This window comes from Heliomicrobium sulfidophilum (genome assembly GCF_057715735.1).
Genome location: NZ_JBVTZZ010000005.1, coordinates 1 through 19,685 on the forward strand (window position 1 = coordinate 1; position 19,685 = coordinate 19,685).

Below are 19,685 nucleotides of genomic sequence, written 5' to 3' on the forward strand. Positions count from 1 at the left end.
GCACGGCATCGACGATTTCGTGGAAAGCGCCGCCGGCCTTGTTCACCATGACAATGCCTTCCTGAACCGCAGCCGTTCCGTCTTGCATCGACTCGACCGCGTTGGCCGTTTCCCCTTGAATCTCACCGACCAGTTGACGGATTCGTCCCGCCGCTTGTCCCGATTGCTCCGCCAATTTGCGCACCTCACCGGCAACAACGGCAAAGCCCCGGCCGTTTTCCCCCGCCCTGGCGGCTTCGATAGCGGCGTTTAGAGCCAACAGGTTGGTCTGATCGGCAATGCTGGTGATCAGGGACACGATTTGGCCGATTTCGTTTGATTTGTCGCCAAGGGCGTTGACCACGCCGGCCATGCTGTTTACCTTTTCGTCAATCCGGTTGATCTGCTCGATCGCCGCTTTCACGGCCTTATTGCCGCCGGTGGCCTGGTCCAGCGTTTTTTCCGCAGCGCCGGCGACAGAGGCCATAGTGCCGCTGACCGTCCCGATTTGTGCTGAGATTTCGGCGACCGTCTGATTGTTGACGTTGATGTTGGCTGCCTGTTGATCGATGCCGCTCGATACCTGTTGAATGGACGCGCTGATTGTCTCCGCCGCTTTTCCGCTCTGCTCCGCTCCACTGCGGAGGCTCTCCGCCGAAGTGTGCACATCTTTGGCGCTCAGGCTGATCTTATGAACGATCCTTCGCACCGCTTCAGCCATCGTATTGATGTTATCGGCCAACTCACCGATCTCATCGCGAGATGTCACCGTTACGGTTCCCGTAAAATCGCCGGCTGCCATCTGCTCGGATAGCTGATGGATTTTTTTGATGTTGCCGGTGAGCGAGCGGCTGTAGAAATAGACGACGAGAGCGACGAACAGGATGGAGGCTGCGGCGATGAGCACGATTTTGCTCATCAAGGCATTTAACGACGCCGCCAATTCTTCTTCGGGAATGACGAGGCCTACGGTCCAACCGACTTCGGGAACAACATCGTAATACACCCGGTAGGTGGCGCCCCCGTCTCGAAAGACGCCGCTTCCCTGTTTCTGAATCTCCATCTCCTTGTACAGGGCGACGAGGCTGCTGTTTTCCTCCTCCGCCATCTTTACTTTCATGTTTTTCTTCTCATCGTTGGTGGAGAGGTATGTGCCCTGCTTGTCCAGCAAGAAGGCCCAGCCCTGTTCACCGACCTTGGTTTCCCCCATCAGTTTTTGCAAACTGGTCAAATCGATGTCGGCTGTCGTGACACCCATGAACCGCCTTTGCTTGTCGTAAAAAGGGGCTGTCGTCGTCACCATGACCACGCCGGTCACGGTATCGGCGAAGGGATCGCTCCAGGCGTATCTCGCTTTGGTGTTGGCGCCGTTTTTATACCAATCATACTGGAAGTAGTCATATGTATCATTGCTGTAATCCCAGGTGGGAACAATTTTGTCCTTATCCCGATAGGCATAGGGACCAAAATACTTCAGATCCGGCTTGTACCGGTTCGGCTCAAACCAAACGCCTACGCCAAAGGTCTCCTCGTTGGCCGTCACCGTGTTGATCAGTTGTTGTTCAAACAAGTCTTTGCTGAGTGTCTCACCGTACGCTTCCATATTGCGCGCCATGACGTCAGCAAGTTTCGCATGGGCCGTCAAGTGGGCGCTGATGTCTCGGACAACATAGTTACGCTGCTGGCTCATTTCGTTGTCTACACCTCGGTGGATGATCTGTTTGGCGTAATAAAAACTGACCGAGGATAAAGCCACCAAGGCGAGGATGGTCAACGGCAGGATCGATAACATCGTTCTGGCCGCAATACTGTTGAATGAGAAAACGCTTTTTTGTGACATGGCATATCCTCCCTCATACGCTGTCGATCTGTCAGGTGCAGAAAGTCAATAACGAGTTGTCCATCCTATCCACCAGAAGACTCACTCCACTTTAGTTCCGTTTCGACGTTTTTCGATTTTATTCGCTTAATCTTATTATATCAAGGGTTGAATAAATTACAGTTATTTTTTAGTTAACCTGGTTACCTGCAATTTGTCACATGACTGTAACAAGTCTGTCAATCTTTTGAAACCTTCCTATGGGATAATAAGGCGACAAATAGATTGAAGGGATGATGTTCAATGAAAAGAAGGAACCCGCTCCTACTACCCATCGCCGGGGGGATTCTGTTGACCTTTATCGCCGGATGCTCGGCCCAGCCAACGGTTTCCATCCCCACCCAACCGGTGAAACAAGACGCTCCATCGGCTGTGGATGATGTGAATGCGGGTGTCCATAGTGGCAGCCAAGGTCAGGGAAAAGGAAAGGGTAATGGCAATGGCAACGACCAGGGCCGAGGTCAAGGCGCAGGCCAGGGTCAAGGCGCAGGTCAGGGTCAAGGCGCAGGTCAGGGTCAAGGCGCAGGTCAGGGTCAAGGCGCAGGTCAGGCGACCCCTCCCCCCTGGCAAGGAACAGGCAAAACACTAACGCCTGAACAGCGGGAGCAATGGCAAGCAGGCCGTGAAGAGAGACAAGAGGCCTGGCGGGAATCGCAATTGATTCAACAACAACAGAATCAACAGCAGGCTCAACAACAACTGAATCAATAGCAGCGTCAATAACTGGGCACAACAACCGACATTATCCCATTCTCCATTAACCTTCCAATACCATGGCAACACCGCCTCCCGGCTCATCCCCCAAAAATCGCAACCCACTGACTATCGACGGCAAACCGACTCCCATCCCACTTGAGCGTCGTCAGCACATAGCCGATCCTGTCCGCATTGTACCGGCCGGCAATCCCTTGAAAAGCCAGCAACTCATACACACCGTTGCGGTCAAAGTCCACCGGGTACAGGCCGCTGATCCCGACCACGAATCCTTCGATCGGCGCCTTCAGCGTCCCGTCGGGATGGTAAATTTCCGAGAGGTAATCGGTGCCTTTGTACTGAATGTCGATGGTGAAGGTTCTTTGCAAGCTTTTACTGACCACGTCCACCTTGTAATTGTCACGGTAATTCACATCATATTGGAAAAACCGATTGAACTGCTCATAGTCAAACAAGAGGCGTGGCTGGTTGTTCAAAAAGGTATAGATATACTCAAAGGTCAGCGCGCCGGAGCCTCCCGAATCGATGCTCACCTGGATATCCATGACGCCGTCACCAGTGAAGTCACCCAAGAACAGCGTCGGGTTGTAACCGGCGTCGGTCCGCAACGCGATAGCATAGGTCGCCTTCGTCCGCCCGTCTTGAATCACCAAGGTGATTCGATCGACAAAGGGGCTCTGGGGATAGGGTTTGTTGCCGGTGAGATAGACCTTATCGGGGATCCGGTCGCCATTGACATCTGCATACTGAATGTCGAGGACGATGCCTGGCATGGGCTGAACCTCTCTCACTGAAAAGAAATCCTTGGAATCCATACTACTCCCTCCACACACCCTGATGGAGTAGCATATGATCTAAGGGGTTGCTTTGCGCTTATTGTAGCGGCTCACCCTCATTGACGGAAAATCGATTACAGTCAATGGCGGTGAGCCTGGTGGGATGCCTTTGGCATCCTGCGCAATCGCGCGGATGGCTACAACTCCGCAGTGGATATACCGGTGATAGGTCCCATCAACACTTGTTTAGTATTGCCCATAACGATGAAGAAGCCGCCTCCTGCGCATTATATTCGCAAGAGACGGCTTTTCTGCTTTTTTCGCTGTTTTCCTACTTTTTCGTTCCTGTGAATTGCCGATTTTGGCGGTAAACGGTTTTTCCGCCAATCTGAGCGGGTATAACCTTACAGTCTGTCGAGGGTGTTTCCACAACAAATGCGCTTTTCCTGAAACGCTTATATTACAAAACGCTGCACTTCCACTTCCAATTCCTCAGCCAGTCGGGCAAGGACCTGGCTCGCCGAAGCGATCTCTTCCATCGAGGCGCTCTGCTCTTGTGCCGCGGCTGAGACGTTTTGCGATTCGGCAGCGATCTTTTGACTCAGCCCATACAACGATTCAAAGACATGGCTCACCTGTTGACTGCCTTCGCCCACTTCGACAATCGTCGCAGATGTAGCTTGCAGCGCCCGGTGGACCTCTTCCACGATCTGTCCGATCGCTTGAAAACGCTGGCCCGCTGTCTGCACCGTCGCTGCGCCTTGCGTAACCGTGGTGACACTGCTTTCCGTCGCAGCGACAGCCTGTTCCATGCTTAACTGGTTTTGCTGAATGAGATCGGCGATCTGCAGCGCTGCCTGCTGTGACTGTTCGGCCAATTTGCGCACCTCATCGGCCACAACGGCAAAGCCACGCCCTTGTTCGCCGGCGCGAGCCGCTTCGATAGCTGCATTCAAGGCAAGCAGGTTCGTCTGGCTTGCAATGCCAGCGATGAGCTCAACGATATGGCCGATCTGTTGCGAACTCTTGGCCAGTTGCTCCATGCTGTCGGAGACCTTGCGGCTTTCCGCAGCAATTGTCTCCATCGTCCCTTCGATTCGCTGCATATCGGACTTGCCCGCCTCCGTCGCTTTCACCGCTTCCGTAGCTTGTGCGGTAATCGCCTTCGCGCCCTCCACCACCTGATGGACCCGCTCAACTTGATGAGCGATTTTTTCAACGGCCCCCGTAAAGATCTTGTCCTGCTCATCGGCAGCAACAGCCACTTGACTGATCGACTGAGCCACCTGTCCAGCCGCATCAGCTGATTCGTGGGCGTTGGCAGTCATCTCTTCGCTGGCAGCAGCCAATTGCTCCGCATTGCTGGCCACCTTCTGGAGCAACCTACGCAGGTTCTCTTGCATCAAATTGAAGGCGCCTGCCAGTTGCCCTAATTCATCCTTAGAGTCTTGTTCAATGCGGTGCGTCAAGTCGCCTTCACCGGCTTGCCGGGCTACACCCGCCATCTGCTCAAGCGGCGACAGTTGTTTTCCGATCTGCCACCATAGGAACGCTGTAAAACCAATAAGAATGGCACCGGTGATCATCGCCGCCCATAAAGCAGCCGATATAAAGCCTTGCAGCATCTCAGCTTTTGGCACCACAATAGCCAGGTGCCACGGTGTTCCCTCAATCGACTGAACGGCGCCAAAACTCACTTCGCCAAAGAGATTGGTAAATTCAAAGGCATGCAGGTTTCCTGATTTTGCAGCTTCCCACACAGCCGGTGGTATATGTTTTCCCGACAAAACCATTTCATCATCTTTATGGGCGATAAGCTTCCCTTCTGCATCAAAAATGGTCGCAAAGCCTGTTTCTCCAATAGTCACTTCCGAAATACGCTCTTGCAACACAGAAAATCGCACCGCCTGCCCGAAAAGGCCGACGATCTGGCCCGACTCATCCTTCAGCGGGTGGGCAAAAACAAAGATGGGGTTGCCCGTGTTGCGGCTTTTGATAATACTCGACATCTGTAGCTTCCCTGTCGCCATGACATCCTTGAAGTAGGCACGATCGGAGAAGTCTGTACCGAGGAGGGACGGAGATGGCGGATAGATAGCGGTTATCGTTCCTTGACGGTTTACAATAAATAAGTTCTCATAAAGGTCGTCTGCCTGTTGGAGCATTAAGGCCAACTCTTCTTCTACCGCTTGCCGGTCAGGGTTGCGGAGTTCTGGAAAAGATGCCTCTGTGACCCCTGCTCGCTTCATCTCACGGATATCGATCGAAAACTCCTGCTTCAGGGAATCGGCCATCATCTCCACGACACTCCGGGTATCGTTCATCTCATCTTGGAAAAGCACAAAAAAGATACTCGCTGCAACGGCTAGGGCTGTGAAAAGCACAGCCACCCCATTCATCAAACTAAGCCTTCCTTTGAGTGTCATCGGCACACACCTCTCCCGTTTATCAACATTTGAAAATCTGCCCTTATGTATCCGCTGAACTGCCGACATTATAGATTTCACAGATTTCACTCAATTATAATGGCTAACCACGGAAAACGCAAAAAAGCCTTTGAGACTCCCCTTCCCGCTCAAAGGCTTTTTCAGTCGACCCTCTTCAATCGATGACAAATAACTGATTCAGCTTCGTAATCGTCAAGACCTCGCGAACAACCGCCCGCGGTTTTTGTATTCGCACATTACCGCCATAGTCATTTGTACGCTTTAAAACAGCTACTAGCGAACCAAGGGCAAGGCTATCGATCAAGTCTACCTCGCTCATGTCGATCGTAACAAAATACCTTCCTTCATCGATAAGTTTCAAAATATCATTTTTGAATCGAATGGCCGTCGAGAATGTAAAACTTCCTTCTAGGCGGACCCTTACGTGTTGTCCTTCATGCTCAATATAATGCACCATACTACCCTCCTACACCCTTGTTGTCTCTATTTTACCACTAGATCCTGTCGAGATTGGACGAATTCGGTCCCCTATGGCTTTGTTTTTCTAAACAGGTGAGCGTCGAAATCCGAGCAAGCGATCCCTCCACCCTTGTTCCCGCCAATCTGTATAACATACCCCGCCGAGGCTGCTTGAAGAATGAAGAAAAACCCCCTCACCTGCTACCAAGCCGACATGATCCACCAGCGGCGGGCGACTAGAGAAAAAAATGAGATCACCTGGTCGAGCGTCCACCTCATCGACGGCCTCCAGCAGTGCCCACTGGTCCTTCGCGTCTCTGGGCAGCAGAATCCCTAACGTCCAAAAAGCGATGAAGACAAGGCCGGAACAGTCAATGCCCGGCCAGCCCATACCGCCCCAGAGGTAGGGTCGATGGAGAAACGTGGAAGCCAACAGCAGGGCTTCTTCACCTGTCCGAACGTCACTGGGCCAAGATCCCGTCGCTTCTTCGGGAATCCAACATTGAGTGCCCTGGGGCAACTGAAGCGCTACGTATCCTTTTTTTCGATCAAGCAGAGGAAAGCGGGCGCCCATGGGCAGCCAGCCTCTATCCTGAAGAAGGCCGCCTTTTTCGATTTCGATAAACGGTTGCGCAATAACAGCCAGCGGCCGAACCCTTTCTGTTGCAAACAAGACCGGAACCAGATCGTCTTCTCGCACCCAACCTTCATACCCGCCTTGGTCAGGAAGGCGGATCTTTCGCCAACCTGGCCCCGCAATTTCTATCCTATCTGCAAACTCCACCAGACTCCCCAACCAGCCTTGGGTCACCCTCTCCCGTCCTTCACGGTAGTCGCTCCACACATGGGCAAGGGAACGGCCTATCCCTTTCGCGCGTCCTTGCCCTTGCGTCGGTGTCACAGTCATCATGCTGCCTCCTTCCTGCAACGCTGAGGAGCCTCCACCATGCATAGCCACCTTATGCAGATGTTCTTTCTCCCATGCCAACGGCTCTGACCTGCAAGAAAAAAGGCCCCTCGCCGAATTGCCTTCAGACGAAAGACCTCTTTCACCGATGTTGCCCCGTTGTATTTTTTGCGCCTTCCCGTGTTCCTACACCTCTCCTAGCTACCGTGATGGCGCTGGCAGCATTTCCATCAGCCAATGGAAAAAGTCGCTTACCCGCAGGTTGGGCAGGTCATGATCGGTGCCTGCCAGCACGGCGGGGACGATGGAGTCGCTCTCATGGAGAGAACCGTGGCTGCCGCCGCCCGGGTAGATGGGTGAATCATCAGCGTAAAACTCAAAACCCGGACGGGCTGAGAGGAGCACCCGGGGCGTCACCTGGCTCTCTAACGCAGAGGCAATGCGTGAGAAAGCGTCCGGGTATTCGCCGAAGTGAAGGATGCCGTCGCGGACCTCGCCGTCTACGACAGACAGGTCGCCGTTGAAGTTCCAGTCCACACCGAAGGTGTCCTTATAGGTCTCCTCGCGCCAGAAGGTAAGAGATTTGCGGGAACCGCCCTGGATGACCCGGATGCGCTCCCCTTCCCGCCACATGATCTGGGCGATCCGCTCGTCGCCGGACAAGGTGTCGACGACAGCTGGCAGCACCGACTCCTGGTTGCGGAGGACATAGACGATAGCCATGCGTTCGTTGGGACAGATGGTGATGTCATAACGCCGCGCCGCGCCCCAAGAAAGCATCTCCAACCGCCGGAATTGGGAGAGCATCTTATCCAGCAAGACTGTCGTGTGGTTAGGTCCGACGGGGCACTGGGAATGGTCGCCGGCGACGAGAAAGGCGTTCTCCTCCAAGGCATGCTCCCAGGAGGGGAAGGCGTTGAGCACCGTCTGGATCATCCGATCGGCTTTGCGGACACAGGGATGGGCATTGAGAGGGCCCATCCGGTGGGAGTAGCCGTCATTATCGGGCAGGTAGACCATCATGAAGTCAGGCTGTTTGCCTCGGCGGATCAGTTCCGAGGCAGCCAGGCATGAGAAGCGGTCATTGAAGCCGAACTTGTTGAAGGGACCGGCAGGACCGCGAAAGCCTTGCAGGCTCGGTGAGAGACAGCATTCGCCGAGGGCGAGGTTCTCGGGGCCAAAAACAGGCCCGCGCAGGCGCAACCAGGCGGCCAGGCGAATCAGCCAGGGCAGGTTGGGCTCTCTTTTTTTGCGTCCCCGGTAGATGAAGAAGTTGATATTCCCCGACGTATACCCCCGGTCTTCCAGGATCTCGTGGAAGGTTTCGATCCGAGGATTGATATGTTCCTGGTTGAGGTTGTAGAGCAGGTTTTTTACGGTCTGAAAGACGCCCAGCTTCATGATCGCCCCTGGCGTGGCGCCGTAGTTGACGAGCCGCTGGCTCATCTCGGAAAACCAGATGAAACCGGGCACCTTGTGCTTGTCCGCATAGGCCCCGGTAGCGATGGAACTTAAAGCGGTAGGCGTCATCGTCGGAAAAGCCGAGACGACCCTCGAGTGGCTAATGCCTTTTTTGCGCAAAAAGGCGAGGACAGGCGCGGAACCGTCCTGAGTCACGTCATCGAAAACCCGCGGGTGCAGGGAATCAATGATGAACATGATCACTTTCTTCCGGCGCACTGCTCCCCACCTCCTGCTGCAAAAATAGATCAAACGAGATCGATTATCGGTGAGACACAGCTATATGATATCCGAAAAGAACGCTGTCGTAAATGGGGGGTTAAAATGTCGAAAGAATCAGCAGGTGAATCGGATTTAATGGGCGCCGCCGATCAATTCGTTGATGTCTCTTACGCCTTCGCGACAACAGTATTCCCCGATGCCTTCGAGGATGTCCACGGTGGCCCGAGGGTTGGTGAAATTGGCCGTCCCTACGGCGATAGCTGTCGCGCCGGCCAGGAAAAAGGCGATGGCGTCCTGGCTGTTCATAATGCCGCCCATTCCCAGGATGGGAACATTGACGGCTTTGTACACCTGGTAGATCATGCGCAGCGCCACCGGTTTGACGGCGGGTCCGGAGAGGCCGCCGAAGATGTTGGCCAGCACAGGTCGGCGGGTACGGATGTCGATGTCCATGCCCAGCAGCGTGTTGATCAGGGCCAGGGCATCGGCGCCGGCGTCGACGACGGCCCGGGCCATCTCGGTGATGTCGGTCACATTGGGCGACAGCTTGACGATGACCGGTTTTTTCGTATTTTCCCGAACAGCCCGGGTCACGGCGGCGGCCGAAGCAGGCAAGGTGCCGAACTGGATGCCCCCCTGTTTGACGTTGGGGCAGGAGATGTTGACCTCCAAGGCGGCCACCCCATCGGCGCCATCGAGGATCGCCGCCAGCCGGCCGTAATCTTCGACGCTGTTGCCGCTCAAGTTGACGATGACTGGCGTGTCGATCTGCTGCAGCGGCGGCAGGTAGTCACGAATGAACGCCTCTACGCCAGGGTTTTGCAGGCCGATGGCGTTGAGCATCCCCGCCGGTGTCTCGGCCATGCGCGGCGTCGGGTTCCCCTCCCGTGGTTCCAGGGTCGTCCCCTTGACGACGATCGCCCCGAGGCGATTGAGGTCGATGAAGGGGGCAAATTCGAGGCCGAAGCCGAAGGTGCCCGATGCGGTAGTGACTGGGTTTTTCATGGACAGTCCACCCAGGTTGACCTGTAGGTTCAGGCTACCCATTCCAGACCACCTCCCTGCTCCAGAAGACTGGTCCATCGGTGCAAACCTTGGCATGGGTCCAACCCTTGCCGCCTTCCTTTTCGTCGTCCGTCTTTTTCTTGCAGACACAGGAGAGGCAGGCGCCGAGGCCGCAGCACATGCGCTCCTCCAAAGAGACCTGGCAGGGCCAGCCCCGCTCGTCAGCCAGTTGTGCCACTGCCTTCAGCATCGGCTTGGGACCGCAGACGTAGAGGAGCGGTAGCTTGTCTCCGGTATCGAGGTCTTTGAGCAGTTCCGTCACCCGGCCGGTCACACCGGTTGAACCGTCTTCCGTGGCAATGCGCACATCGACGCCCATGGCCGTAAACTCGTCAGCGGTGACGATCTGGCCGGCGGAACGGGCGCCGTAGAGCAGGATCGCTTCGGCCCCCAGGTCGCGCCAGGCTTTGGCCAGGGGCGGCAGCGGCGCGACGCCGATGCCGCCGGCGACGAAGAGGGGCAACACTTTTTCCTGCTCCATATCCGCATACGTTAGCGTCTTCTCAGGCGCATCTACTGCGGTTTCACGGCTAGCTGGTAGCAGAAGGGCCTTGGTGGCGCCTTGCCCATGTACGGGAAGAAGCCACCCTTTCCCAAGGGGCCCCCAGATCTTCAACGATTCCCCAGCGGCTATTCGGAACAGCTTGCCCGTCCCCTGTCCCGCCACATGGTAGAGCAGTGAGAGGGTCCCCTGTTCCCTGTTGAAACCGTGGATGCTAATGGGACGGGGTAGCAGCGGGGAAACGCTGTCGCTGACGCGAACCTGGACAAACTGGCCGGGCTGGCAGCGCCGGGCCAGTTCCGGCGCTGAGAGGACGAGGCGGAAAACGCCCGGTTTCAGTTCTTCTTGAGATAAAATAGCTGCGTCAGCCAGTACGGCAGAACTGTTTATAGAAGAAGTATTTTGCGCTGGCGCGTTTGTTTCAGAGGAGGCCTTCTTTTCAGCGGGCACCTTCTTCACTCCCTCCGCTTTTAAGCGAGATACTCTTGCAACGGCACCATGGCGAAGTCGCCGCCGCCGTGAATGGTGCGCAAGGTCTGGAGGATCACCCGGGCCGTGTCGAGAGAGGTCAGGCAAGGGATGGAGTGTTCCACCGCCGCCCGGCGGATGCGGAAACCATCCCGCTCAGGCTGCTTACCCTTGGTCAGTGTGTTGATGATCAGTTGCACCTTGTCCTCCCGCACCAGGTCGACCAGGTGGGGCGAGCCCTCACCGATCTTGTTGACCCGCTGAACCGTGATACCAGACGCTTGCAAAGCGTCAGCCGTGCCTGATGTAGCCACCAGGTTATAACCCAGGTCAGAAAACTCTTTTAAGAGGGGGATGGCCTCTTCCTTGTCCTTGTCGGCGATGGTGGCTAGGATGGTCCCTTTCGTCGGGATGTCCATCCCTGCCGCCACAAGTGCCTTGTAGAAGGCTTTATGGAAGTCGGCGTCGACGCCCATGACCTCGCCCGTCGATTTCATCTCAGGGCCGAGGGAGGTTTCCACGTCGAGGAGTTTGCCGAAGGAGAAGACAGGCGCTTTGACAGCCGTGTAGGCCGGGGCCGGGGCGAGTCCGCCTTGGTAACCTTGGGCGGCCAGGGTCTCGCCGAGGATGATGCGGGTGGCGATCTTGATGATGGGAATGCCCGTCACCTTGGAGAGGTAGGGCACAGTGCGGCTGGAGCGGGGGTTGACTTCGATGACGTAGATCTGCCCCTCATGCATGACATACTGGATGTTGACGACACCCCGGACGTTGAGGTGCAGGGCCAGGCGGGTCGTATAGTCGATGATCCTGTCGGTCTGCTCTTTCGTCAGGCCCTGAGCCGGGAAGACGGCCGTCGAGTCGCCCGAGTGGACGCCGGCGCGCTCTACATGCTCCATGATACCCGGAATGAGCACCTGCTCGCCGTCGGCGATGGCGTCGACTTCGATTTCGGTGCCGATGAGGTACTTGTCGACGAGGACCGGGTGGTCAGGGTTGACCTTGACGGCGTTGGCCATGTACGATTCCAGGTCTTCGTCGTTGTAGACGATCTCCATGGCCCGGCCGCCGAGGACGTAGGAGGGGCGGACGAGGACGGGGTAGCCGATCTCGCGAGCCACTTCGAGAGCGCCTTCGACAGAGGTGGCTGTGCGGCCGGCCGGCTTGGTGATGCCCAGTTCGATCAAGACCTGGTCGAAGCGGTCCCGGTCCTCGGCCCGGTCGATATCGTCGACCGAGGTGCCCAGGATGTTGAATCCGGCCTTTTGCAGGGGACCGGCCAGGTTGATGGCCGTCTGGCCGCCAAACTGGACGATGACGCCCTGGGGCTTTTCCTTTGCCAGGACGTGGACCACGTCTTCCGGCAACAGCGGTTCAAAGTAGAGTCGGTCGGCTGTGTCGAAGTCGGTGGAGACCGTCTCAGGGTTGTTGTTGATGATCACCGACTCATAGTCAGCATCGCGAATAGCCCAGACAGAGTGGACGGAGCAGTAGTCGAACTCGATCCCCTGGCCGATGCGGATCGGGCCGGAGCCGATGACGGCGATCTTGGGCCGCGGCGTCGGCGCCGCCTCGTCTTCCTGGTCATAGGAGGAGTAGAAGTAGGGCGTCTCGGCCTCAAACTCGGCGGCGCAGGTGTCGACCATCTTGTAGACAGGCTTGATGCCGGCGTTGAAGCGGTAGGCGCGCAGGTCCATCTCGGCGATGCCGGTGATACGGGAGAGGTCGGCGTCGGCGAAGCCCATGCGCTTCGCTTTTTTCAACAAGTCGGCGGGGATCTTGTCCAGCCCCTGGCCGGCGAAGCGAGCCAGTTCCTGTTCCATGCGGACGAGGTTAGCGATCTTGACAAGGAAGAACAGATCGATTTTGGTGAGGTCGTGGAGCCGCTCAAGCGACCAGCCGCGGCGCATCGCCTCGGCCACGACGAAGAGCCGCCGGTCGTCGGCTTCGACGAGCCCTCTTTCCAGGTCGGTGTCGTTCCAGTCGGCGATGTCCTTGTGCCAGAGGCCGACGACGCCCATCTCCATGGAGCGGATGGCCTTCATCAGAGCCGGCTCGAAGGCGCGGTCGATGGCCATCACCTCGCCGGTGGCCTTCATCTGGGTGCCCAGGGTGCGCTTGGCGTCGGCAAACTTGTCGAAGGGCCAACGGGGGATTTTCAAGACACAGTAGTCGAGGGCCGGCTCGAAGCAGGCGTAGGTCTTGCCGGTGACGGCGTTTTTGATCTCATCGAGGGTTTTGCCGATGGCGATCTTGGCGGCCACCTTGGCAATGGGGTAGCCTGTCGCCTTGGAAGCCAGCGCTGACGAGCGGCTGACGCGCGGGTTGACCTCGATGACGATGTATTCGAAGGACTTGGGGTTTAAGGCGTACTGGACGTTGCAGCCGCCTTCAATGCCAAGGGAGCGGATGATCTTCAAGGACGCCGCCCGCAGCATCTGGTACTCCTTGTCGGAGAGGGTCTGTGAGGGTGCGACGACGATGGAGTCACCTGTGTGAACGCCGACAGGGTCGATGTTTTCCATGTTGCAGATGGTGATGCAGTTGTTGGCGCCGTCGCGGATGACCTCGTATTCGATCTCTTTCCAGCCGGCGACGCTGCGCTCGACGAGGATCTGGTGGATGGCCGAGTGCTTGAGGCCCTTGATGGCGAAGGTCTTTAAGGATTCCATGTCAGTGGCGATACCGCCGCCGGTGCCGCCTAATGTGTAGGCAGGGCGGATGATCAGCGGGAAGCCGACTTTTTCGCCGAAGGCCAGGGCAGCTTCGACCGATTCGACGATGGTCGACTCGGGCACAGGCTCGCCGATCTGCTCCATCATGTCTTTGAACAGTTCCCGGTCCTCAGCCTTTTCGATGGCCGACAGAGGTGTGCCGAGGAGGCGGACGCCCAGTTCGTCGAGGACGCCGCTTTTGGCGAGGGAACGGGCGATGTTGAGGCCCACCTGGCCGCCGAGGGTCGGCAGCAGGCCGTCGGGCCGCTCTTTACGGAGGATGCGGGTGACGAATTCGGGGGTGAGGGGCTCGATATAGACGCGATCGGCGATGTTGGCGTCGGTCATGATCGTGGCCGGGTTGGAGTTGACGAGGATGACTTCCAACCCTTCTTCTTTGAGGGCGCCGCACGCCTGGGTGCCGGCGTAGTCAAATTCGGCCGCCTGGCCAATGACGATGGGGCCGGAACCGATGACCATGACCCGGCGCAGTGTGGGATCCTTCGGCATGCTTAGGACCTCCCTTCCGTTTGCTTCATGAGGTCGATGAACCGGTCAAAGAGGTAGTCCGAATCGTCGGGACCGGGGCACGCCTCGGGGTGGTACTGAACGGAGAAGGCGGGCATATCGGTAAAGGCAAGGCCCTCGACAGAGCCGTCGTTCATGTTGATATGGGAGACGGCCACACCGGCGGGAACGCTGTCGCCGTCGATGACAAAGCCGTGGTTCTGGCTGGTGATGTAGACGCGGCCTGTCGCCAGGTCCTTGACAGGGTGGTTGGAACCGCGGTGGCCGAAGGGCAGCTTGTAAGCTTTCGCGCCCACGGCTAGGCCGATAATCTGGTGGCCCAGGCAGATGCCGAAGAGGGGCTTTTTGCCGAGCAGTTCCTTGACCGCCTCGACGGCGTAAGGCACATCCCGGGGGTCCCCCGGCCCGTTGGAGAGCATGATCCCGTCGGGGTTGAGGGCGAGGACCTCGGCAGCCGTCGTCCGGGCCGGCAGGATGGTCACCTTGCAGCCGCGCCGGTGCAGCGACCGGGCGATGTTGTCCTTGGCGCCGTAGTCGAGGAGGGCCACATGGAAGCCGTCGTTCTCCATGACGGAAGGCTCCTTCACGGTCACCTCGTCGACGAGGGGCTGTCCGGAGATGTGGGGCGCCTGCTGGGCTTGTTGCGCCAGCACCGCCGTGTCCACGTCGCCGGTGGCAATGATGCCGCGCATGGTGCCGTGGCTGCGCAGACGCCGGGTGAGGGCGCGCGTGTCCACGCCGGCGAGACCGATGACGCCGGCTTGTTTTAGGTATTCGTTGATCGTGTCCCGGCTGCGCCAGTTGGAGGGGATCTGCGCCCATTCCCGGACGATGAAGCCGCGCAGGAAGGGCCGGCGCGATTCATAATCCTCTTCGTTGATGCCGTAATTGCCGATCAGCGGGTAGGTCATGACGACGATCTGCCCGCAGTAGGAGGGGTCGGTGAGCAGTTCCTGATAACCGGTCATGCCCGTATTGAATACGACCTCGCCGGGTCGCTGCCCTGTTGCGCCAAAGGCCTCGCCTTCCCAGACAGAGCCGTCCTCCAGGATGAGATAACCCTTTTCCATAAAAACCTCCTGTATTGCCGCCGCGTTGGCGTGAGGCCGGTAGGCCAGCCCGGTGAAGTATGCTGCGGTGGTTCTAGAAGGAGTGTGCTTGTGCCTATGTGAAGAGCAGCGTAGTAGGCAGCGTTTCGAACCGTCTTGAACGCAGCGTGGAGAGCACTGTTGTGAGATGTGTGTTGTGAGCGTTATTGATGAAATGGTTTTTGATCGAGTTTATGATACGGCGCTAACGCCGATTAATCTGCGATTTGACGATCCTGCATAACTACCCGCCCGCCAACGATGGTCGCCACCGGCCAGGAGCGCAGGGTCTGGCCGACAAAGGGCGTGTTTTTGCCTTTCGACTGCCAATTCTCCAGGGTGACCGTCTCGGTGTGTTCGGGGTCGATGATGGTCACATCAGCCGCCTCGCCCGTCGAGAGGGTGCCGCCAGGCAGTCCGAGCCGTTTCGCCGGGGCCACCGTCAAGGCGGCTACAAAGGATGGCAGGGTCATAACACCCGGTTCGACCAGTTCGCGCCAGAAGAGCGGCCAGGCCGTCTCCAGGCCCGAGATGCCGAAGGGTGCATAGTTGTATTCGCAAGCCTTTTCCTCGGCCGTATGGGGCGCGTGGTCTGTCGCCAGGATGGTCAGGGTGCCATCGTTCAGGGCCGAGCGAAGGGCCTCGCGGTCCTTGTCGGTCCGCAGGGGCGGGTTGACCTTCGTCGCCGTGTTGAAGCCTTCCACATCGGCGTCTGTAAGGGCCAAGTGATGGGGGCAGACCTCGCCGGTCACATTGACGCCGCGCCACTGGGCCTGGCGGATGAGTTCCACCGAGCGGGCCGTCGAAACATGGGCGATGTGCAGCTTCGCGCCGACACTCTCGGCAAGAAGGATGTCGCGGGCCACCATGATCGCCTCGGCCGCTGCCGGGATGCCCCGCAGGCCGAGCACTGTCGACCAGTAGCCTTCGTGCATGACGCCGTCTTTGGCCAGTTCGGGATCTTCGCAGTGGCTGATGATCACCTTGCCGACCATCTGGGCGTATTGCAAACCGAGTCGCATGATGTCAGAGCGGGGCACCGGTTTGCCATCGTCGGAAAAAGCCACAGCGCCGCAGGCGGCCATGTCGGCCATCTCGGCCAGTTCCTGGCCTTCCGAACCCTTGGTGATGGCACCGATGGGATAGACATGGACAAGACCCGTCGCCTTAGCCCGGTTGTAGATGAACTCAACGCCCGTCTGGGAATCGCAGACCGGTTTTGTGTTCGGCATGGCGCAGACAGCGGTAAAGCCGCCACGGGCCGCCGCCCGGGTGCCTGTGGCGATGGTCTCCTTCGCCTCCAAGCCTGGCTCTCTCAGGTGGCAGTGGATATCGATCAGGCCGGGAACGACCAGTTTGCCAACCCCGTCGATGACCTCGTCCGCTTCGGTGATGGCGCCCGCGAAATCGTCAATGCCTGCAATGATGCCCGCTTCGATCTTCACGTCAGCGATTTTATTGATGCCATTGGCCGGGTCGATGACCCGCCCACCTTTAATGTATAGCGCCACTGCCGCTTCCTCCCATCATCAGATAGAGTATGGCCATGCGCACAGCCACCCCGTTGGTCACCTGCTCCTCAATGGCCGCGAAATCGGCGTCAGCCACATCGTCGGCGATCTCGACGCCCCGGTTCATCGGCCCCGGATGGAGAACAAGCACATCGCTCTTGCAGTACTTGAGCCGCTCCTGGTTAAGGCCAAACTGGCGGGCATACTCGCGGATCGTCGGGAAGAGTCCTTTCTTCTGCCGCTCCAGTTGGAGGCGCAGCACGTTAACCACGTCGGCGCCCTCTAAGGCTTCCTCGATACGCGTGAAGGTCTGCACCCCGGTGGTCGCCAGTTCCGGCGGCAGCAGTGTCGACGGTCCGCAGAGGCGCACCTGGGCGCCCATCGTCCGCAATCCCCAGATGTTCGAACGGGCCACCCGCGAGTGGAGCACGTCGCCCAGGATGGTCACCGTCAAGCCCTCCAGGCGGCCTTTGCGCTCCCGGATGGTGTACATGTCGAGCAGGCCCTGGGTGGGGTGCTCATGGGCGCCGTCGCCGGCGTTGACGACGCGGGCCTTTACATGCTTGGCCAGCAGGTGGGGCGCGCCCGAGGCGGCGTGGCGGATGACGATGATGTCCGTGCCCATGGCGTCCAGGGTTTTGCCCGTATCAATGAGCGACTCCCCTTTGACGACAGAAGAGCTGGAGGCGGCGATGTTCACCGTGTCGGCGCTCATGAACTTGCCGGCCAGTTCAAAAGAGGTGCGTGTCCGTGTCGATGCCTCGTAAAAGAGACAGACAACAGATTTTCCGCGCAGTGTGGGGACCTTCTTGATGTCGCGACCGATGATGTCCTTCATCGGCGCCGCCGTGTCTAAAATCAGCTCGATCTCCTGCTTCGATAAGCCGCGCAAGCCCAGCAGGTCTTTGTGCTGCCATGCCATGGGTGCCTCGTCCCCCTCGTCCGTAATTGATTGCATAGGTTGTCTGCGAAAATGTCCGTAAAAAAGCCTCCCGGTGCATGCCGCGAGGCGACTGGCGAACCATCAGTCCACCATGTCCTGGATGGAAACGCCGTCCTCTCCATCCACTTCTATGACGCGGACAGAGATCACTTCTCGTTTGGACGTGGGCACATTTTTGCCCACATAGTCGGCCCGGATGGGCAGTTCCCGGTGGCCCCGGTCGATGAGGACGGCCAGTTGGATCACCTGAGGACGGCCGATGTCGATGAGGGCGTCCAGGGCGGCCCGCACGGTGCGACCCGTATAGAGCACGTCGTCGACAAGGACGACCTTTTTGCCGTTAAGAGAGAAAGGAACCTCCGTCTTGTGAATAACGGGTTGCACATCGAGGGTCGTCAGGTCGTCCCGGTAGAGGGTGATGTCCAGCGCGCCAAGGGGCACGGTTGTCCCCTCGATCTCCTGGATCTTCTCCTGCAGCCGTTTGGCGAGCGGGACGCCGCGCCGCCGGATGCCGACAAGGGCCAGATGTTCGATACCTTCGTTCTTTTCCAAGATCTCATGGGCGATGCGGGTGATAGCGCGACGGATGGCGTCGTCGTCCATCAGCAGGGCTTTGTCGAGGAGCTTCATCCTGGTGTCCTCCTTTCGCGTCGGGGGAAAGCAAAAAAGCCTATCCCCACCGTCACCGGCAAAGATAGGCTTATCGTCTCATGCAAGGAAGCGCCGATTACCCGAGGCAAACCTGCCTGCGAGCAAAGCGCGCACCTATGTCCTTCACTCACGATTCCCAACCTTGCCGGCCTCACGGGACCGAATTAAAGGGGGGGTTCCTGTTCCTGATTAGTATACCTTGAAAGGTCGAATTTTGTCAATGGTGAGTCCTTGTGGCTCGCCTGAGTCGCTAGATTCGCTTGGTCTCTTTGATTTGTTTGGATCGTCTGAAGCACTTGGAGCACCTGAACGAAGTCATCTGGCGGGTCTGCCTGAAACTGCAAAGGTTCGCCGCTGCGGGGATGGACGAATTCGAGCTTCCAGGCGTGCAGCGCCTGTCCGGTGAGGCCAAATGCGACCTTGCGGGGTCCGTATTTCGGATCGCCGGCGACGGGATGGCCGATGTGAGCCAGGTGAACGCGGATCTGGTGGGTCCGCCCCGTCTCCAAGCGGCAGTGAAGCAGGCTGAAGCCTTGTTCAGGGTAGCGGGCCAGGACGCGAAAATGGGTGACCGCGTTTTTCCCCCCGGCGATGACGGCCATGCGTTGGCGGTCCTTGGGATCGCGGCCGATGGGCGCCTCGACCCGGCCCGTTTCCGCGCCGATGACGCCGTGAACGATGGCCAGGTACTCACGGCGCACCCGATGGTCTTTCACCTGCTCCGTCAGGTGGATGTGGGCGCGGTCGTTTTTCGCCACCACCAGCAGGCCGGAGGTGTCCTTGTCGATGCGGTGGACGATACCGGGCCGCAGTTCGCCGTTGATCCCTGACAAGTCCTTGATATGGTAGAGCAGCGCGTTGACCAGTGTGCCGGACCAGTGGCCCTCGGCGGGATGAACGACGAGGCCTGCCGGCTTGTTGATCACGGCAATGTCGGCGTCCTGAAAGATAATCTCGATGGGGATGTCCTCAGGGAGGATCGCCACCGCTTCCGGCGCCGTCGGCGCCACCTCGATCACATCGCCAGGTCTCAACCGGTAGTTGGCCTTGAGAGGACCGCCGTCGAGGGTGACGAGGCCCTCTTTGATCCAGTTCTGGCCGTGGGAGCGAGAAGGCACGAGCCCCTTCTGCACCAGCCAGACATCGATGCGGCTGTCAGCCTCTGCCGGCGTGACAGAGAGGCGGACCAGTTCAGGCCTTGCAGGCTCTTCAATTTCGCCCCCTTCCAATTCGACCTCGATGTCCAATTCCGCCGCCGCCCCTTCGGGGACCGTCGCGGCCTCACTTTTTGGGGTTTCTATGTTTTTGGCTGCCATTGTTTTCGGGCTCCATTCCTACAGAATCCAGCGCCCTCCGGGCGGTGTCGAGAAG

At 58.2% G+C, this 19,685-nt stretch carries 15 protein-coding genes; all 15 read right to left on the reverse strand.

The genetic code is table 11. The features are described from left to right. Positions 1 to 1,819: methyl-accepting chemotaxis protein (locus AC0CW1_RS05790; protein WP_488182134.1), on the reverse strand; the 1,819-nt coding region annotated here is incomplete at its 3' end. Between the two features lie 306 nt (positions 1,820 to 2,125). After that, the gene (locus AC0CW1_RS05795) at positions 2,126 to 2,395 is read right to left on the reverse strand and encodes a hypothetical protein (RefSeq protein ID WP_488182135.1); all 270 of its coding nucleotides are present in this window, start codon (positions 2,393 to 2,395) and stop codon (positions 2,126 to 2,128) included. Between the two features lie 257 nt (positions 2,396 to 2,652). After that, positions 2,653 to 3,387 (reverse strand): VCBS repeat-containing protein, encoded by a 735-nt coding sequence (locus AC0CW1_RS05800; protein ID WP_488182136.1) that lies wholly within the window; start codon positions 3,385 to 3,387, stop codon positions 2,653 to 2,655. A gap of 416 nt (positions 3,388 to 3,803) precedes the next feature. Further along, positions 3,804 to 5,747: a methyl-accepting chemotaxis protein gene (locus AC0CW1_RS05805; protein WP_488182137.1), complete on the reverse strand. Its 1,944-nt coding sequence runs from the start codon at positions 5,745 to 5,747 to the stop codon at positions 3,804 to 3,806. A gap of 202 nt (positions 5,748 to 5,949) precedes the next feature. Then, positions 5,950 to 6,249 carry an STAS domain-containing protein gene (locus AC0CW1_RS05810; RefSeq protein WP_488182138.1) on the reverse strand — a complete coding sequence of 100 codons (300 nt, stop codon included), beginning with the start codon at positions 6,247 to 6,249 and terminating at the stop codon, positions 5,950 to 5,952. Positions 6,250 to 6,339: 90 nt separating this feature from the next. Next, positions 6,340 to 7,065 (reverse strand): C40 family peptidase, encoded by a 726-nt coding sequence (locus tag AC0CW1_RS05815; RefSeq protein WP_488182139.1) that lies wholly within the window; start codon positions 7,063 to 7,065, stop codon positions 6,340 to 6,342. 297 nt (positions 7,066 to 7,362) lie between these two features. Beyond that, complete coding sequence (locus tag AC0CW1_RS05820; RefSeq protein ID WP_488182140.1) at positions 7,363 to 8,841, reverse strand: alkaline phosphatase family protein; 1,479 nt, start codon at positions 8,839 to 8,841, stop codon at positions 7,363 to 7,365. Between the two features lie 135 nt (positions 8,842 to 8,976). Then, positions 8,977 to 9,891: a dihydroorotate dehydrogenase gene (locus tag AC0CW1_RS05825; protein WP_488182141.1), complete on the reverse strand. Its 915-nt coding sequence runs from the start codon at positions 9,889 to 9,891 to the stop codon at positions 8,977 to 8,979. Further along, complete coding sequence (locus AC0CW1_RS05830) at positions 9,884 to 10,861, reverse strand: dihydroorotate dehydrogenase electron transfer subunit (protein ID WP_488182142.1); 978 nt, start codon at positions 10,859 to 10,861, stop codon at positions 9,884 to 9,886. Before AC0CW1_RS05830 ends, AC0CW1_RS05825 begins: the two co-directional genes overlap by 8 nt. 20 nt (positions 10,862 to 10,881) lie before the next feature. Then, on the reverse strand, positions 10,882 to 14,103 hold the full coding sequence (gene carB / locus AC0CW1_RS05835) for a carbamoyl-phosphate synthase large subunit (protein WP_488182143.1): 3,222 nt from the start codon (positions 14,101 to 14,103) through the stop codon (positions 10,882 to 10,884). Between the two features lie 2 nt (positions 14,104 to 14,105). After that, a complete protein-coding gene (carA, locus tag AC0CW1_RS05840) occupies positions 14,106 to 15,191 on the reverse strand; it encodes a glutamine-hydrolyzing carbamoyl-phosphate synthase small subunit (protein WP_488182144.1) in 1,086 nt (361 codons plus the stop codon). A 233-nt stretch (positions 15,192 to 15,424) separates the two neighbouring features. Further along, positions 15,425 to 16,720, reverse strand: coding sequence for a dihydroorotase (locus tag AC0CW1_RS05845; protein WP_488182145.1), 1,296 nt, complete (start codon positions 16,718 to 16,720; stop codon positions 15,425 to 15,427). Continuing rightward, entirely contained in the window at positions 16,704 to 17,642 is a 939-nt protein-coding gene (locus tag AC0CW1_RS05850; RefSeq protein ID WP_488182146.1) for an aspartate carbamoyltransferase catalytic subunit, read from the reverse strand. Before AC0CW1_RS05850 ends, AC0CW1_RS05845 begins: the two co-directional genes overlap by 17 nt. Before the next feature lie 102 nt (positions 17,643 to 17,744). Then, positions 17,745 to 18,293 carry a bifunctional pyr operon transcriptional regulator/uracil phosphoribosyltransferase PyrR gene (pyrR, locus tag AC0CW1_RS05855; protein ID WP_488182147.1) on the reverse strand — a complete coding sequence of 183 codons (549 nt, stop codon included), beginning with the start codon at positions 18,291 to 18,293 and terminating at the stop codon, positions 17,745 to 17,747. A gap of 185 nt (positions 18,294 to 18,478) precedes the next feature. Next, positions 18,479 to 19,630 carry an RluA family pseudouridine synthase gene (locus AC0CW1_RS05860; RefSeq protein ID WP_488182148.1) on the reverse strand — a complete coding sequence of 384 codons (1,152 nt, stop codon included), beginning with the start codon at positions 19,628 to 19,630 and terminating at the stop codon, positions 18,479 to 18,481. Between the last annotated feature and the right edge of the window lie 55 nt (positions 19,631 to 19,685).

What these genes read in the sequence shown, in the direction of transcription:
- AC0CW1_RS05800 (WP_488182136.1), bottom strand. Translation starts at nt 3,387, where the DNA reads ATGGATTCCAAGGATTTCTTTTCAGTGAGAGAGGTTCAGCCCATGCCA.
- AC0CW1_RS05805 (WP_488182137.1), bottom strand. Translation starts at nt 5,747, where the DNA reads ATGAATGGGGTGGCTGTGCTTTTCACAGCCCTAGCCGTTGCAGCGAGT.
- AC0CW1_RS05825 (WP_488182141.1), bottom strand. Translation starts at nt 9,891, where the DNA reads ATGGGTAGCCTGAACCTACAGGTCAACCTGGGTGGACTGTCCATGAAA.
- carB (WP_488182143.1), bottom strand. Translation starts at nt 14,103, where the DNA reads ATGCCGAAGGATCCCACACTGCGCCGGGTCATGGTCATCGGTTCCGGC.
- carA (WP_488182144.1), bottom strand. Translation starts at nt 15,191, where the DNA reads ATGGAAAAGGGTTATCTCATCCTGGAGGACGGCTCTGTCTGGGAAGGC.
- AC0CW1_RS05850 (WP_488182146.1), bottom strand. Translation starts at nt 17,642, where the DNA reads ATGGCATGGCAGCACAAAGACCTGCTGGGCTTGCGCGGCTTATCGAAG.
- pyrR (WP_488182147.1), bottom strand. Translation starts at nt 18,293, where the DNA reads ATGAAGCTCCTCGACAAAGCCCTGCTGATGGACGACGACGCCATCCGT.
- AC0CW1_RS05860 (WP_488182148.1), bottom strand. Translation starts at nt 19,630, where the DNA reads ATGGCAGCCAAAAACATAGAAACCCCAAAAAGTGAGGCCGCGACGGTC.